This is a genomic window from Paraburkholderia sp. 22098 (genome assembly GCF_052045935.1).
In the GTDB taxonomy this organism is placed as follows: Bacteria; Pseudomonadota; Gammaproteobacteria; order Burkholderiales; family Burkholderiaceae; genus Paraburkholderia; species Paraburkholderia caledonica.
Map to the genome: position 1 here is coordinate 116,273 of NZ_JBQEPV010000002.1, position 14,399 is coordinate 130,671.

Annotated in this window: 14 protein-coding genes and 2 pseudogenes; 9 read left to right on the forward strand and 7 right to left on the reverse strand. The window is 61.4% G+C overall.

Going from position 1 to position 14,399, the window contains the following annotated elements:
- Nucleotides 1–258 precede the first annotated feature (258 nt).
- The 5 genes and pseudogenes from ACTJLB_RS04120 to ACTJLB_RS04140 all read left to right on the forward strand — a co-directional run bounded on the left by ACTJLB_RS04120 (nt 259) and on the right by ACTJLB_RS04140 (nt 2,110).
- Nucleotides 259–588, forward strand: coding sequence for a PAAR domain-containing protein (locus ACTJLB_RS04120; RefSeq protein ID WP_440782568.1), 330 nt, complete (start codon nt 259–261; stop codon nt 586–588).
- A pseudogene (locus ACTJLB_RS04125) lies at nt 581–796 on the forward strand (PAAR domain-containing protein); the annotation flags it as partial. The gene ACTJLB_RS04120 and the pseudogene ACTJLB_RS04125, both read left to right, overlap by 8 nt.
- A 27-nt stretch (nt 797–823) precedes the next feature.
- Nucleotides 824–1,135, forward strand: coding sequence for a hypothetical protein (locus ACTJLB_RS04130; RefSeq protein ID WP_408130302.1), 312 nt, complete (start codon nt 824–826; stop codon nt 1,133–1,135).
- 26 nt (nt 1,136–1,161) lie between these two features.
- Nucleotides 1,162–1,347 carry a hypothetical protein gene (locus ACTJLB_RS04135; RefSeq protein ID WP_408130158.1) on the forward strand — a complete coding sequence of 62 codons (186 nt, stop codon included), beginning with the start codon at nt 1,162–1,164 and terminating at the stop codon, nt 1,345–1,347.
- Between the two features lie 145 nt (nt 1,348–1,492).
- Nucleotides 1,493–2,110 (forward strand): type VI secretion system amidase effector protein Tae4, encoded by a 618-nt coding sequence (locus tag ACTJLB_RS04140; RefSeq protein WP_440782569.1) that lies wholly within the window; start codon nt 1,493–1,495, stop codon nt 2,108–2,110.
- Nucleotides 2,111–2,783: 673 nt separating this feature from the next.
- Here ACTJLB_RS04140 and ACTJLB_RS04145 read toward each other — a convergent pair.
- The 6 genes from ACTJLB_RS04145 to ACTJLB_RS04170 form a co-directional block, all read right to left on the reverse strand.
- Entirely contained in the window at nt 2,784–3,611 is an 828-nt protein-coding gene (locus ACTJLB_RS04145) for an ABC transporter permease (RefSeq protein ID WP_020069962.1), read from the reverse strand.
- Between the two features lie 58 nt (nt 3,612–3,669).
- Nucleotides 3,670–4,923, reverse strand: a complete 1,254-nt coding sequence (locus ACTJLB_RS04150) for an ABC transporter permease (RefSeq protein ID WP_310359396.1) — start codon at nt 4,921–4,923, stop codon at nt 3,670–3,672.
- Nucleotides 4,924–4,960: 37 nt separating this feature from the next.
- On the reverse strand, nt 4,961–6,007 hold the full coding sequence (locus ACTJLB_RS04155) for an ABC transporter substrate-binding protein (protein WP_020069960.1): 1,047 nt from the start codon (nt 6,005–6,007) through the stop codon (nt 4,961–4,963).
- Between the two features lies 1 nt (nt 6,008).
- Complete coding sequence (locus tag ACTJLB_RS04160) at nt 6,009–7,190, reverse strand: ABC transporter ATP-binding protein (protein ID WP_087752648.1); 1,182 nt, start codon at nt 7,188–7,190, stop codon at nt 6,009–6,011.
- Nucleotides 7,191–7,222: 32 nt separating this feature from the next.
- The gene (locus tag ACTJLB_RS04165) at nt 7,223–8,386 is read right to left on the reverse strand and encodes an SRPBCC family protein (protein WP_408487185.1); all 1,164 of its coding nucleotides are present in this window, start codon (nt 8,384–8,386) and stop codon (nt 7,223–7,225) included.
- A 181-nt stretch (nt 8,387–8,567) separates the two neighbouring features.
- The gene (locus ACTJLB_RS04170) at nt 8,568–9,494 is read right to left on the reverse strand and encodes a LysR substrate-binding domain-containing protein (RefSeq protein ID WP_440782570.1); all 927 of its coding nucleotides are present in this window, start codon (nt 9,492–9,494) and stop codon (nt 8,568–8,570) included.
- A 209-nt stretch (nt 9,495–9,703) separates the two neighbouring features.
- On the opposite strand from ACTJLB_RS04170, the gene ACTJLB_RS04175 reads away from it, so the two are divergent.
- The 4 genes and pseudogenes from ACTJLB_RS04175 (at nt 9,704) to argE (ending at nt 13,393) form a co-directional block, all read left to right on the forward strand.
- The gene (locus ACTJLB_RS04175; protein ID WP_440782571.1) at nt 9,704–11,071 is read left to right on the forward strand and encodes a flavin-containing monooxygenase; all 1,368 of its coding nucleotides are present in this window, start codon (nt 9,704–9,706) and stop codon (nt 11,069–11,071) included.
- Between the two features lie 44 nt (nt 11,072–11,115).
- The gene (locus ACTJLB_RS04180) at nt 11,116–11,553 is read left to right on the forward strand and encodes a RidA family protein (protein ID WP_006048278.1); all 438 of its coding nucleotides are present in this window, start codon (nt 11,116–11,118) and stop codon (nt 11,551–11,553) included.
- Between the two features lie 10 nt (nt 11,554–11,563).
- Complete coding sequence (locus ACTJLB_RS04185) at nt 11,564–12,241, forward strand: DUF1028 domain-containing protein (protein ID WP_440782572.1); 678 nt, start codon at nt 11,564–11,566, stop codon at nt 12,239–12,241.
- Nucleotides 12,234–13,393, forward strand: a pseudogene (gene argE / locus ACTJLB_RS04190) (acetylornithine deacetylase). Before ACTJLB_RS04185 ends, argE begins: the two are co-directional and overlap by 8 nt.
- A gap of 160 nt (nt 13,394–13,553) precedes the next feature.
- On the opposite strand, the gene ACTJLB_RS04195 reads toward argE, so the two are convergent.
- Nucleotides 13,554–14,348 (reverse strand): CerR family C-terminal domain-containing protein, encoded by a 795-nt coding sequence (locus tag ACTJLB_RS04195; RefSeq protein WP_440782573.1) that lies wholly within the window; start codon nt 14,346–14,348, stop codon nt 13,554–13,556.
- Nucleotides 14,349–14,399: the final 51 nt, after the last annotated feature.

The window sequence follows — 14,399 nt, forward strand, 5'->3', positions numbered from 1 at the left end:
TCGACCGACACGCCGACCTGTTGAGCGGCTTTTTGTTGACAAGGATGATACGCATACCGAATTAATGCATCGTGATTATCCCACCGAAATGCGAGCGGAAAAATACTGTCTCACGTCGCCAAACACCAGCACGTCACCTGTTTTCAGAGTTGTCCGATATGGCGGTCAGCGCGTCATGCGAGGTAATGCCTTGTCGCGTCAGCGGGCCAGGTTCCGCGCAATGCGGAGGAGTGACTTAACCAGGACAGGAGACTAAAAATGCCGGAACAGCAGGAAAACCAAACGACAAGCCTGTTTGCAATTATTGGTACTCGCACCGGGCGCTGCGGATACGCGAGCCGGGTACTGACCAGCGCCGAGTATGCAGGCAAGGCATGCGCTCGCGTCGGAGAAATCGACGCGTATGACGACGGGAGACAAACCAGCATTATCGACGGCGCCGCCTATGCCGCTACATGGGAGGTTAAGCCGCTTGCGCTGATCGGTTCGCGCCTAAGCAACGGCGAAATGACTCCCGTCCTGTTCGACCGCGGATACGCGCCGCCTGCCGCTGAGTCTGCCAGTGCGAGAGGCGACACCCATGCGTAAGGCGCTCGTCGTGCAAGGCAGCCCCACGACGACAGGTGGCGTTGTAACCGGCGGGTCTGCCACTCACATGACGGACCACGGCAGGCCATTCGCGCTCAACGGTGACAAAGCAACGTGCGGCAAGTGCGAGGGTACGTTCAGGATATCCGGTACAGCTGCGCGCAGATACTACAGAGGAAAGCCCGGTGTCATCGAAGGCGATCTGGTGCTGTGTCCCTGCGGACAGAATCGCGTGATGGCTAGTCCCAATCCCTGTTGTTTCTACTGGACCGACGAAAGCGAAGCGGGCGAAAGCAGCGGGGCTGCTGCCGCAATCGCGTCATCGGTAGTAGATGCGATATACGACGAACAGGTCTGCGTCGCTGCTGCGGGCATGACGCTCGAAGGGTATCCGTATGTCATCGAGACGCCAGACGGCCGGATGCGCGCGGGACGCCTTGGTGCGGATGGACGGCTACCGCGCATTGACACCGGCGAGAGTAGCGGCGACTTCGCAGTGTATTGGGGCGATGAAGCGCTCGCACGCGATGACATGGCGCGCATCTAGTACCACATGGAACACGAAACGAAATCATGATGCTTCGAATCGACGTAGTAGGCGACAGCCTGGAACGCGGCGGCGAGAAACTGCCTTATGCGGGTCCGGTCCTGACTATTGGCGAGGCGGTTCGCCGCCTCGCCGTCATCGGCGGAACGGCTTACTGCGAAACCTCCAGGAGCGCTGGCACGATTGAAGGCTGGCGGTCCCCGGCGTATTGACTGTATAGGTGAGATTACCGCTGACCGCGATATCGTCCTTTGGAAGTGCCCGTCGCGGTCACCTGCCGCGCGTCCACACTGCCACCGCCGTTAGTTACACCGTTCATTGAGGCGATGAAGCCCTCGCAAAACAGGAAGTCTGATAATGCCGAACACGAAGACAATAGTCAGAACCAACTCGACGCCGAACTCCATCAAGGAAGTGCAGTTGACAGTACTGACCTTTCGCGAGCTGTGGAGTGCTTATCCGTCGGGAAATCCGTATGATAATCCTGCATACAAGGATCAATGCGCGATTCGCATGAGCGTTACTTTCCATCGCGTCGGCATCGAAATGAAGTCGTTTTCTTCGAGGCTGGTGCGTCCACTGTCGGGCCAGTCCACCATTGGGCGAATCATTCTCGATGGCAAACCAACAGCAACTCGCGCAGATGAGCTTGGTGAATGGTTGAAGCTGCGCCCCTTTGCCGGTCTGCCGAACGCCGGGGACATTACCGGGCCAGATTGGGAATCGAAGATGAAGGGGAGAACTGGCATCATCCAGTTCTCCCGCTATTGGACGCGGGACGGCGAAAGCGCAGCAGACGCAAGTGGCGGGCACATTGACCTTTGGAACGGTTCGCGATTAACGATCAGCGGCCCAGAAGACTCAGTTGCAACGGTCGGGCGAATGTTTGGGATGAACTCTCTCTTCGCGGGTACTTCGTTTGGCTTCTCTGATTTACGAAAATCAAAAGAGATCCTTTTTTGGGAGATCAAGTGAAACGGTTCGTCGTTAGCCTTGGAGGAATTGGATACGGACTTGCTATTACATGGGCTTGCCTCGCTACACTCAGTAGATACGACTGGTTTCGCGATCCACACAAGATTGTGCACGGCTGCCACGAACTGGGCAAATGCGCATTTCCTTGGTACAACTGGCTCATTCTGTATCTGCTCATATTCGGCCCCGCCACTTTAGCGGCTGGCGTCAATGCCTACGCGTGGCAGCGATGGCCCTTGATGCGTTGGGCATACTGCACTGGCGGCGCGATGATCCTGTGCGTGGCTCTCTATTTTGTCGGTGCGATTATTCTTGAGCGTTAGCGAAAAGCCCGGCTTCAGCGGGGCTATAGATTGCTGACAAAGCACCGCCCACGTCTGGCCAGACGCCGGGCTTTGTCGTTTAATGAGCCTCATGCTCAACAAGCTGACGCCGATGCAGCACGAACTCGAGACGGTCACGTTCGAGGAACTCGCGCCCGGGGTTACCTGCTGCGCAAGATTTTGCGTGGCAGGCCATTCGAGTTCCACATTGACGAAGCAATGTACGGAAAGTGCGAGGGGACTCTCCGCTCTAACACTAGCCACTGGCTGCGCATATTTTTCCTGGTACGCTTTCCGGTTCTTGGGTTACGCATGAAGGTTCGCATCGGGCCGGCAACAGCCTCCCTTCATCAAACAAGCGCATTACTAGCAGCCGCCGCCCGCCCGCGCAGCCACGTGATGCTCGCAAAGAGCAGCACTGCGAACACGATCAGCATTGTCGCTACGGCGAGGATCGACGGGTCGATCGAGTCGCGAATTCCACTCCACATCTGCCGCGGCACGGTTGTCTGATCCGGGCCGCCGATGAACAGAATGACAATCACCTCGTCGAATGACGTCGCGAACGCGAAGACGCTGCCCGTGGCGATCGCCGGCATGATGAGCGGCAACGTCACGCGCCTGAATGTCACCCACGGCGGCGCGCCGAGCCCTGAAGCGGCACGCAACAGGCTGTGGTCGAACGAAAGCAACGAAGCGGTCACGGTAATCACGACGAATGGCGTGCCGAGCGCCGCATGCGCAAGCACCACACCGGGATACGAGTTCACGAGTCCGAGCGGCGCGAAGATCAGATAGAAGCCTGCCGCGACCACGACGATGGGTACGATCATCGGCGAAATGATGAGCGGCATGATCAGCGAGCGCAGCGGAAACTGCGAGCGCGACAGGCCCAATGCGGCGAGCGTGCCGAGACACGTGGCAATCACCGTCGAAGCCGCGCCGATGCCGAGGCTATTGAGCAGCGAGCGTTGCCAGTCCGCGCTCGTGAGCGCCTGCTCATACCAGCGCAGCGAAAATCCCTGCATCGGGTAAGAAAAGTAGGATCCCGAATTAAACGAGAGCGGGATGATCGCGAGAATCGGCGCAATCAGGAAGAACAGCACGAGTGCGGTATGCAGCCGCACCCAGCGCGCGGCGACGCGTTCGGTCAGCATCTTGTTGCGTTGATCTTGCATATCGTTCCTCCGTCGTGTCCCTTCGTCGTGCTTCGTCGCGTGTGCATTCGAACGGTGCTTACCCGAAGCGCAGGCGGTCAATGCCTACGATGCGGTTAAAGAGAAAATAGAAGATCGCCGTAAAGATCACGAGATAGGCCGAGAGCGCACCGGCGAGGCCCCAGTTGAGTTGCGTGTTCGTCTGCATCGCAATGAGCTGGCTGATCATCTCGTCGCCGGCGCCACCGAGCAGCGCAGGCGTGATGTAGTAGCCGAGCGCGAGCACGAAGACGAGGAAGCAGCCGGCGCCGACGCCCGGCAGCGTCTGCGGCACATAGATGCGCACGAACGCGGTGAACGGATGCGCGCCGAGCGATTGCGCGGCGCGCATATAAACTGGCGACACGCTTTTCATGACCGAATAGATCGCGAGAATCATGTACGGCAGCAGCACGTGTGTCATGCCGATCAGAACGCCTGTCCGATTGAAGATGAGCGGCAGCGGGTGAGTGGCGAGGCCGAGACCCGTCACGAGACTATTGATGACGCCGCCCGGCTGCAGCAACACATACCATGCTGTCGTGCGCACGAGCAGCGAAGTCCAGAACGGTACGATCACGAGAAGCATCAACCGGTTGCTGCTTTTCGCGGGCAGGTTCGCAAGCAGCCACGCGACCGGGTAGCCGAGCACGAGACACAGCAGCGTGACCGTCGCGCTGATCGAGATGGTCCGCACGAATGCTTGCCGGTAGACCGAAGCGTTATCCGCGACGAACGCGAGCGTGCCTTGCGGCGTCACTTGCGCATCGACTGCGGCGAGCAGATAGTCCGGCGTCGGCGACGCGGCGGCTCGCTTCAGCAGGCGCCAGGTCTCGGGCGAGTTCCAGCGTTCGTCGAGTTCGACGAGCGCCGGCTTCCACGCCGGCGGCGGATCGCCCGACAGCTGGCGCGCGGTGCGCATGAGCAGGCTGCGAAACTCCGGCTGCGCGAAATTCAGCCGCCGCGCGACGGTGCCGAGCTGCCCGCTTTGCTGCGCTTCCTTGAGCCCCGCGGCGAGCAGCGCGAACGTGGCTTCGTCCGGCACGCCGCGACCGTCCCATGCATCGAGCGCACGCGTCAGTGCAGGCATGCTGTCCGGCACTTCGCGGTTCTCGACGCTGCGCGCGAGCAGCAGCATGATCGGCGCAATGAACGTCGAGAGCAGAAACACGAGCAACGGCAGCGCAAGCAGCAACGCCTGCAACGATGCGCGGCGGCGCGCCTTCTGGAACGACGCGCGGCCTTCGGCTCTCGTCGGAGAGCCCGGGACCGTGCCTTGGGCGGAAGCGGGCATGCTGGTAGTCAAGTTGGGCTCTCGTCGAACGGTGGCGTTACTGCGTCAGCCACACCTGGAAGCGCTTGTTGATCTGGTCCGCGTTGTCGGCCCAGAAGTTCGCGTTGATCTGCAGCGCGCGCTTGAAGTTCTCGGGTGCGGTCGGCAGATCGGCAAGACGCTGCTTGTCGATGAGCGCAATCGCGTCCTTGCGCGGCGGCGCGTACGCGATGTACTTCGACAGATCCGCGTAAGCCTTGGGTTGCGAAGCCGAGACGATGAATTTGGCTGCGGCGTCGGCGTGCTTCGCGCCCGTCGGCACGGCCCACCAGTCGAAGTCGTAGACCTGCGCGTCCCAGACCGCCTTGAACGGCTTGTTGTCTTTCTTCGCGGCATCGGAGATGCGGCCGTTGTAGGCCTGCGTCATGACGACCGCGCCGTCGGCGAGCAGCTGCGGCGCCTGCGCGCCCGACTCCCACCACACAATGCTCTTCTTGATCGTGTCGAGTTTCTTGAACGCGCGATCCACGCCGGCGGGCGTGCCGAGCACCTTGTAAACGTCTTTAGGATCGACACCGTCCGCGATCAACGCCCATTCCATCGACACCTTCGGCGACTTGCGCAAGCCGCGCTTGCCCGGGTATTTCTGCAGGTCGAAGAAGTCGTTGACGGTGGTCGGCGCGGTCTTGAGCTTGCTCGCGTCGTACGCATAGACCGTCGACCACACCATGCTCGCGACCGCGCAATCGCTGATCGAGCCGGGAATGAAGTCGCTCGTCTTGCCGATCGTCTTCTTGTCGAACTTTTGCAGGAGGCCTTCCTCGCAGGCGGTGATCTCATCGTTGGTTTCGAGGTCGATCAGGTCCCACGTGGTGTTTTTGGCTTGCTCCATCGCGGAAAGCTTGGCGAGCCCGCCGTCGTACGATTCGGTCGAGAAGCCGATCCCCGTGGCCTGCGTAAACGGTTCGAAGTAGGCCTTCTTGGCCGCCGCTTCGTACGCGCCGCCGAAGGTCACGACGGAGAGCGTCTCCGCTGCCTGGGTGGTCACGGTGGCGAATGCGGCTACGGCGAGTGCAGCGCATTGTGCTTTGATGAGGGTGCGCATGTCAGTTGGCTCCTGCTGGTGCGGTCGTGATTATGGAAGGTGAGGGCGGTGTGGTTACGTTGATTGCGGGCGCGCTTCGCGGCGCAGGTGCGGCGAGAATCTTGCAGTCGTCGTGGCGCCACGCGACGTCGATGGTGCTGCCGGGCGAGGGCAGCGCATGGCGCTGGGTGTTGGGCACCTTCACAACGATCGAATCGCGCGAGCCGAGCGTCAGATGTACACGGTGATGATCGCCGCAATACACCAGTTCGTCGACGCGCGCACGCACTACGTTGTCGTGTTCGGCGGCGAGCGTGCCTTCCGCGCTCGGGATATGCGCGCGTTCGGGGCGCAGCGCGAGCATCGCTTCGTCGCCGGCGCGCAGGCCTTCTTCGCAACGGCCGCGAATCATGCTGCCGTCCGAAAGCGCGAGCGTTGCGGAGCCGTCGCTTGTATTCGCCACGCGTCCGGTCAGTCCATTGTTCTCGCCGACGAAGTTGGCGACGAACGCGTTCTGCGCATTTTCGTAAAGCTCGCTCGGTGTGGCGGCCTGCTGGATGCGGCCATCGGAAAACACGGCCACGCGGTTCGACATGGTCAGTGCCTCCGCCTGATCGTGCGTCACGTAGACGATCGTGAGCGACAGTTCGCGATGCAGGCGCATGATTTCGTATTGCATCGTTTCGCGCAGGCGCTTGTCGAGCGCACCGAGCGGCTCGTCCATCAGCACGACACTCGGCTCGAACACGAGCGCACGCGCGAGCGCGACGCGCTGCTGCTGTCCGCCGGAGAGTTGCGCAGGACGCCGGTTCGCCAGATGCGGAAGTTCGATCATGTCGAGCGCACGCTTCACACGCACCTTCTGCTCGGCGCGGCTCACGTGCCGCACGGAAAGCGGAAACGCGACGTTCTCCGCGATCGTCAGATGCGGAAAAAGCGCGTAGTTCTGAAACACCATGCCGATGTCGCGCTGATGCGGAGGTTTGTCGTCGAGGCGGCGGCCGTCGAGGCGGATCTCGCCGTGAGTGGGCGTTTCGAATCCCGCGAGCATCATCAGCGTGGTTGTCTTGCCCGAGCCGGAGGGACCGAGCAGCGACAGAAATTCTCCCTTGCCCACCTCGAGATTCAAGTCATCGACGACATATTGGGCGCCGTCATACGATTTGCTCACGCGCGAGAGCGAAATGAAGGAAGGGTTTGACATCGTGATCGCGTCCTGTCGATGGTGCGTCGTAATCAATGTGTACCGGGCTGCGTCGCGGCGATCTTGCTGGCTAGGTAGCGCGCGAAGTCATAGTTGGGGCGTTCGAGATGGCTCAAATGGCCCGGTTTCGCGAGCGGCGCGTGCACGCCGCGAAAGACCGCTTCCACGCCGCGTTTATCTTCGGCGTTCACGTCGTCCAGCAGTTTCTTCAGCGTCGCCATATGCGCGTTCGCTTCGGGGTCCGCGATGAACTCCGGCGCAAGCCCCCCGCCGAAGCGGATATGCACGTGCCCTACGCCCTGAGGTTGCAGCACGAGATACCAGAAGTAACCTGGGGTAAGCGTGACCAGATGCGTCGGGTAGATCGCGAGCAGCGCGGTGGTCTTGCGCCAATGCCCGGTAAGTCGCGTGTTCTCCGGATGCGCGTTGCCGATCGGCAAAGACGCTTCCTTCGTAATCCAGTGATAGTTGAACGCGGGATAACCCGGCGGGCATTCCATTTCTTCGAGCCGCGAATGCGGTCCGACCGTCGCGCGATGCAACATGGGCAGGTGATAGCTTTCCATGAAGTTTTCCGCGAGGATCTTCCAGTTCGTGTCCCACACGTGCTCTTCATAGAACGTTTCAATGTAGTCCGACATGCCGTATGCGCCGATCAGTTCGCCCAGATCGGCAAGCTGCTCGCGCACGGGCGGCGTGTTTTCTTCGAGCGTCACATAGAGCCAGCCTTGCCATTCTTCGCAACGTACTGCGGGCAGCCGGTAGCTTTCCTTGCAGAAGCCCTGTTGCCGGTCCATGAGCGGCGCGCCGTGTAATGCGCCGTCCAGTGAATAATTCCACGCGTGATACGGGCAGACGATGCGGCGCACGTTTCCGCGTCCTTCGAGCAATACCGACATGCGATGCAGGCACACGTTCGACATGGCCCTGAGTTGCATCTGTTCGTCGCGTAGAACCACGACGGGTTGCGCGCCGATGCGCGCGCTCAGGTAATCACCGGGGGCTTTCAGCGCGCTAGCGCGGCCGACGCATTGCCATTCCCGCGAAAAGATCGCGCGCTCTTCCAGCGCCAGAAATTCGGGCGACGTGTAGACACCGGGCGGCATTGAACGCGCATCGCCGAATGGCCGTTCGCAACCCGTCTGCAGCTTTTCAACCAGTGCATGCACTGCAGTCGTCGTTGGCAGGTCGGTCATGCGTCCCCCTCGATTCGTGACGGTCAGAGCGAGCCGGCGTAAAGCCTCGCGGCGTAGCGCTCAACATGGCCACCAATCTATCAAGCCAATTTGCAAGCCAAAATATTGTTTTCAGATACAAAGCAAAGGTTTTGTCTATGCAGCGAACGCAATCTGAAAGCAGTCGACCAACCGCGATGACTCATTCGTCTATATGCAGTCGCCGGATGTAGTTCTCGCAGAACGACGCAAAACGATGCACGAGCTGGCGAGGCTTCATCGTGCGCGATTGCGCGATGCCTAGCATCGTTGCGTTGACGTTGTCTTTGAAGCGTTTAATGACGAACTCTTCGCCATCCACCGTGCGATTGGACTTGAGCGGAAAGTTAAGCAGGCTGTAGCCGAGACCGTTGGCCACCATGCCGCGCACGACCTCGGGCTGCGACGAGCGAAACGCCGGCACCGGCCGGCTGCCCACTGCGTCGAAGAGCGCGGCGAAGTACTCGCGGCTGTGCGGCAAGTCGAGCATTACATAAGGCTCGGGCAAAAGGTCAGCGAGCGATACCTTGCGCGCGCGGGCGAGCCGATGCGTGCGCGGCAGGATCGCATAAGGCGGCAGCGAAAGCAGCGGCGTGAAAGCAATGTCCTCGGTCAAGTCGAGGCTGTAGGTGAGGGCAATGTCGAGCGAGCCGTCGTGCAGGCCGCGTAAAAGGCCGTCCTGATGCGCCTCGACGGTGCGAAACGAAATGCCCGCGTGCTCGCCAGTGAAGCGGCTGATCAACCGCGGCATGAGCGGCGGCGCAAGCGAGACGAGACAGCCGAGCGCAATTGCACCCGTCATGCCGCCGTCCATTTCCTTCGCGGTCGTTTGCAGTTCCTCCGCGATCTTCAGCAGATTGCGCGCCTGGCCGAGCAGATCGCGTCCGGCCTGCGTGAGCGAAAGACCGCTCGCGTGATGTCGTATGAAGAGTTGCACGCCGAACGAGACTTCGAGATCCGCAAGCGCCGTCGAGATCGACGGTTGCGAGATATGCAGGCGCTTTGCCGCCGCCGTGAAAGACAGCGCTTCCGCCGTGACGACGAAATAGCGCAACTGGCGCAATGAATAGCGCAACGGGTGACTTTCCATCGACGACGCTCCATCTTCAAGGTCTTCAACGAGCGGCATTGTGAGGCGGTCAAAAAGCGCTGCATAGGAAAAACCGATGCGCTGCATTTTTTTAATATGTTTTTCGGATTCGGAATGGGCGGGTAGATTTTGACGGGAGACGAACGGCCGGGGCGGCACACGCCGTCTGCAAGCATGATTCGCTATAGCCTCTTCTGAAGGACACAGTCATGACACTCGAAACAACGTCGATCGATACGCTGGTGGTCGGCGCCGGCCAGGCCGGCGTCGCGATGAGCGAACACCTGACGAGGCTCGGGGTGCCGCACCTCGTACTGGAGCGCGCCCGTATTGCCGAGCGCTGGCGTACCGGGCGCTGGGATTCGCTGGTTGCGAACGGTCCCGCATGGCACGATCGTTTCCCCAACCTGGAGTTCGCGGACGTCCACCCGGACGCTTTTGCGCCGAAGGAGCAGGTCGCGGAATATTTCGTCGCTTACGCAAAAAAGTTCGATGCGCCGATCCGCACTGGCGTGGAGGTGAAGCACGTCGTGCGTAATGCCGGACGTCCGGGCTTTACGGTCGAAACGTCGGAGGGCACGATCGAGGCTAATCGCGTGGTCGTCGCGACTGGACCTTTCCAGCGCTCCGTCATTCCGCCGATTGCGCCGCAAGACACGCGTCTCACGCAAATTCATTCCGCCGACTATCGCAACCCGGGGCAATTGCCTGAAGGAAGCGTGCTCGTGGTGGGCGCGGGATCGTCCGGCGTGCAGATCGCGGACGAGTTGCAGCGTGCAGGCAGGCGCGTTTATCTGTCGGTCGGTGCGCACGACCGTCCGCCGCGCGCTTATCGCGGTCGCGATTTTTGCTGGTGGCTCGGCGTGCTCGGCGAATGGGACGCGGAGGTCATGAAGCCGGGCAGGGAACACGTGACGATCGCAGTAAGCGGGTCGCGCGGCGGTCATACGGTGGACTTCCGGCGTCTCGCGCATCAGGGCATTACGCTCGTGGGTCTCACGAAGTCTTTCGACAATGGCGTCGCTGTCTTCGAAGACGATCTGGCGGCGAACATCGCGCGCGGCGACGAGAACTATCTGTCGCTGCTGGACGCGGCCGACGCGTATGCCGAGCGCAACGGTCTCGATCTTCCGCAAGAACCGGAGGCGCGCGCCATTCCCGCCGACCCCGAGTGCGTCACGCATCCGCTTCGCGAACTCGATCTGGCAGAAGCCGGCGTGACGTCGATTGTGTGGGCAACCGGTTATGCAGTCGATTTCGGCTGGTTGGACGTGAACGCGTTCGACGAAAAAGGTAAGCCGTCGCATCAGCGCGGCGTATCGAAGGAGCCGGGCATCTATTTTCTCGGACTGCCGTGGTTGTCGCGTCGCGGCTCTGCGTTTATCTGGGGCGTGTGGCACGACGCGAAGCACGTCGCCGATCACATCGTCACCCAGCGCAAATATCTGGCGTATTACGATGGACCGCGACGCGACGTAGCGAGCGGCCGCGACGAAAGCGCAGCAGGCACTGAAGGCGCCGACGGCTCGTCCGCCGGTTCAAAGGTTCATAAAGTAAGCGAAATGGGCGTGAACTGATTCACGCGTCTCCCCATCTTTCTCCCCATATAAATGGTGCACTCATGAGCCAACCTACGCATACCCGAATTCGCATGTTCAACACGAAGGACACATATCCGAACCAGACGCTCGACAACGACCTCTGTCAGGCCGTGCGCGCAGGCAATACGGTTTATGTACGCGGCCAGGTGGGGACCGATTTCGAAGGCCGTCTGGTCGGCTTGGGCGATCCGCGCGCCCAGGCCGAGCAGGCCATGAAGAACCTCAAGCAATTGCTCGAAGAGGCGGGCAGCGACTTGTCTCACGTCGTCAAGACAACGACGTATCTGACGGATGTCCGTTATCGCGAGCCTGTGTATCAGGAAGTCGGCAAGTGGCTGAAGGGCGTATTTCCGATTTCCACCGGGCTCGTCGTGGTTGCGCTCGGTCAGCCGCAATGGCTGATGGAGATCGACGTAATCGCCGTCATTCCAGACGGATGGACGCGGCCGCAAGCCTGAGGAGCGGGACATGACATTCTCTATTGTCGGACGCTGCGCACAGTCGGGGCAGCTTGGGATTGCGATCAGTTCGTCGAGCATTGCAGTGGGCGCCCGTTGTCCCTGGGTGCGTGCAGGCGTCGGCGTGGTCGCGACGCAAAACGTCACGCTGCCGGCACTGGGCCCGCAGATTCTCGATCTTCTCGAAAGCGGGCAATTCGATCCCGCCGCCGCGTTGGATCGTGCGCTAGGGGCAAGCGACTGGAGCGAATATCGTCAGGTGACGGTGGTCGATAGCCAGGGCCGCACGGCGTTCTTCAGCGGCAAGGAAGCGTTGGGCACGTATCACGCCGTCGCGGGCGAGCAATGCGTGGCAGCGGGCAATATGCTCGCCGGCGTCGAAGTGATCGAGGCAATGGTCCCTGCGTTCGAGCAGACCGCAGGCCCGCTTGCCGATCGGCTCCTCGCGGCCATGCACGCGGCGATGGCCGCGGGCGGCGAGGCGGGGCCCGTGCATTCGGCGGCGCTCAGAATCGTGGGCGATGTGAGCTGGCCCGTCGTCGACTTGCGTGTCGATTGGGTCGACGACGATCCCATCGGCCAACTCGATGGTTTGTGGCGCGCATATCAGCCGCAAATGCAGGACTATCTGACGCGCGCTTTGAATCCGACCGCCGCGCCGAGCTACGGGGTGCCCGGCAATGAGTGACAGGTCCAGTCGCGCGCTGCTCGCCACGTTGATCGGCTTTGCCACGGTCAGCCGCGAGTCGAATCTCGACATGATCGGGTTCATTCGAGATTACCTGGACGAACTGGGTGTGAAGAGCGAACTCTTCTACAACGCCGAGCGTACCAAGGCGAATCTGTTTGCGACGATCGGTCCGCACGAGCGGGGCGGCATTGTGCTGTCAGGCCATACCGACGTGGTGCCGGTCGAAGGGCAGGCGTGGAGCGTCGACGCATTCCGTCTCACCGTGACGGCCGGCTGTACGGTCGCGGGACGGCCGACATGAAGGGCTTCATCGCATCGGTGCTCGCGGCGGTGCCTGGCTTCGTCGAACGCGATTTGAAGCTCCCGGTGCATCTCGCCTTTTCATACGACGAGGAAGTCGGGTGCCTTGGCGTGCGGCCTATGCTCGCTGAACTGGAACGGCGTCCGCATAAGCCGGTGCTGTGTCTGATCGGCGAGCCGACCGAACTCAAGCCGGTGCTCGGACACAAGGGCAAACTGGCGATGCGCTGTCAGGTCAAGGGTGCGCCGTGCCATTCGGCCTACGCGCCATATGGTGTCAACGCCATTCAGTACGCGGCGCGCATGATCAGCCGTCTCGAAGAGATCGGCGATCATCTCGCGCAGCCCGAGTATCGCGACGAACGGTTCGATCCGCCGTTCTCGACCGTGCAGACCGGAGTGATCAAAGGCGGCCGTGCGCTGAACATCGTGCCCGCAGAATGTGAGTTCGATATCGAAGTCCGGGCGCTGCCGGGTTTCGACGCCGGTCAGGTAGCCGACGAGTTGCAAACGTACGCCGAAGCCGAGCTGCTTCCCAGAATGCGTGCCGTGAAGTCCGACGCCGATATCCGCTTCCAGTCGCTCTCGGCTTATCCGGGACTGGCTACGTCGCCCGATAGCGAAGCGGCGCGTCTTCTATCGTTGCTGACCGGTTCAAACGAGTTTGGCACCGTGGCGTTCGGCACCGAAGGCGGGCTCTTCGAGCAGGCGGGCATTCCCACCGTGGTCTGCGGACCAGGCAGTATGGACCAGGGGCATAAGCCAGATGAATTTCTCACCAGCGAGCAACTGAGCGATTGCGATGCAATGCTCGCCCGTCTGGCGGATTACCTTTCGGCTATGGATTGAAACGCACGCGCTGGCGACAGCGCGCGGTCGCGATTCAACCCTGGTTTCTGGCGCTGAAGCCTCGGCCTCGGTTCGCAGAGCGCTCGCGGCGCTCGCTGCGTGATCGGCCGGTCCCTAGGCCGGCTCCCAGGCCGGCCCCGGCCGATACGCGGGCCGTGCTTCAGTTGCCGTCGTTATCGCCTGGGGCCTGCTTGCGCGAACGCGGCGGTTTGCTCGCGGCTTTCGCACCTTTCGCATCTTTCGCGTGCCGCGCGTCGCGTTCCCGGCTCCAGTGTTCGAGCAGTATTCGCGTCTGATCGCGTACCGTGGACTTCAACTGCTCGGCCTTCTCTGCGTCCATGCTTTTCCAGCCGAGAACCGACAGCGTCGAGCGATGCGCGAGGTGAAAGACCACCAGCTGTCCATGCAGACTGAATGTGCGAATCTGCGTGACGGGGTCGTCGGAGGCTAGCCCGCAGATACGCGCGACCAGCGCGGCGCTCGCTTCGTTCAACGGCTGACGGATCCGGCACGCGAGAATCTGCGTGGCGCTCTCGGGTTCGTAGCCGGCCTGCTCGCGTGCAAAGAACATCCGCCGGCCCGGCTTGCTCGCTTTCGCGAACGCGCCGTCCGCCATCGCTTCCTGAATCCGGATAAAAGCGTCGATCAACACTTCGGTCCCGGCGTTTTCGCGCACCACGGCCTGTGCGTGTTCGATGGCCGGGCCGAAGGTTCTCCATGCATCGTCGGCCAGTGCTTCGACGCACGCGCGATACACCCCTTCCTTGTTCTCGAAGTAGTACTGCAGCGCGGGCGCGTTGACGCCGGCGCAAGCCGCGATCTCGCGGGTCGACGCGCCTTCGAATCCGTGTTCGCCAAACAGCTGGATCGCTGCTTCGATTATTCGCTGACGCGTCTCGTCACCGCGCGCGTAGCCGCCTTCCGGCGACCGACGCACTTTCTGTGCGGGGTTCATGCATTTCTCTCCATTACTTCCACACAAATATATCACTTGACACAATTCTAT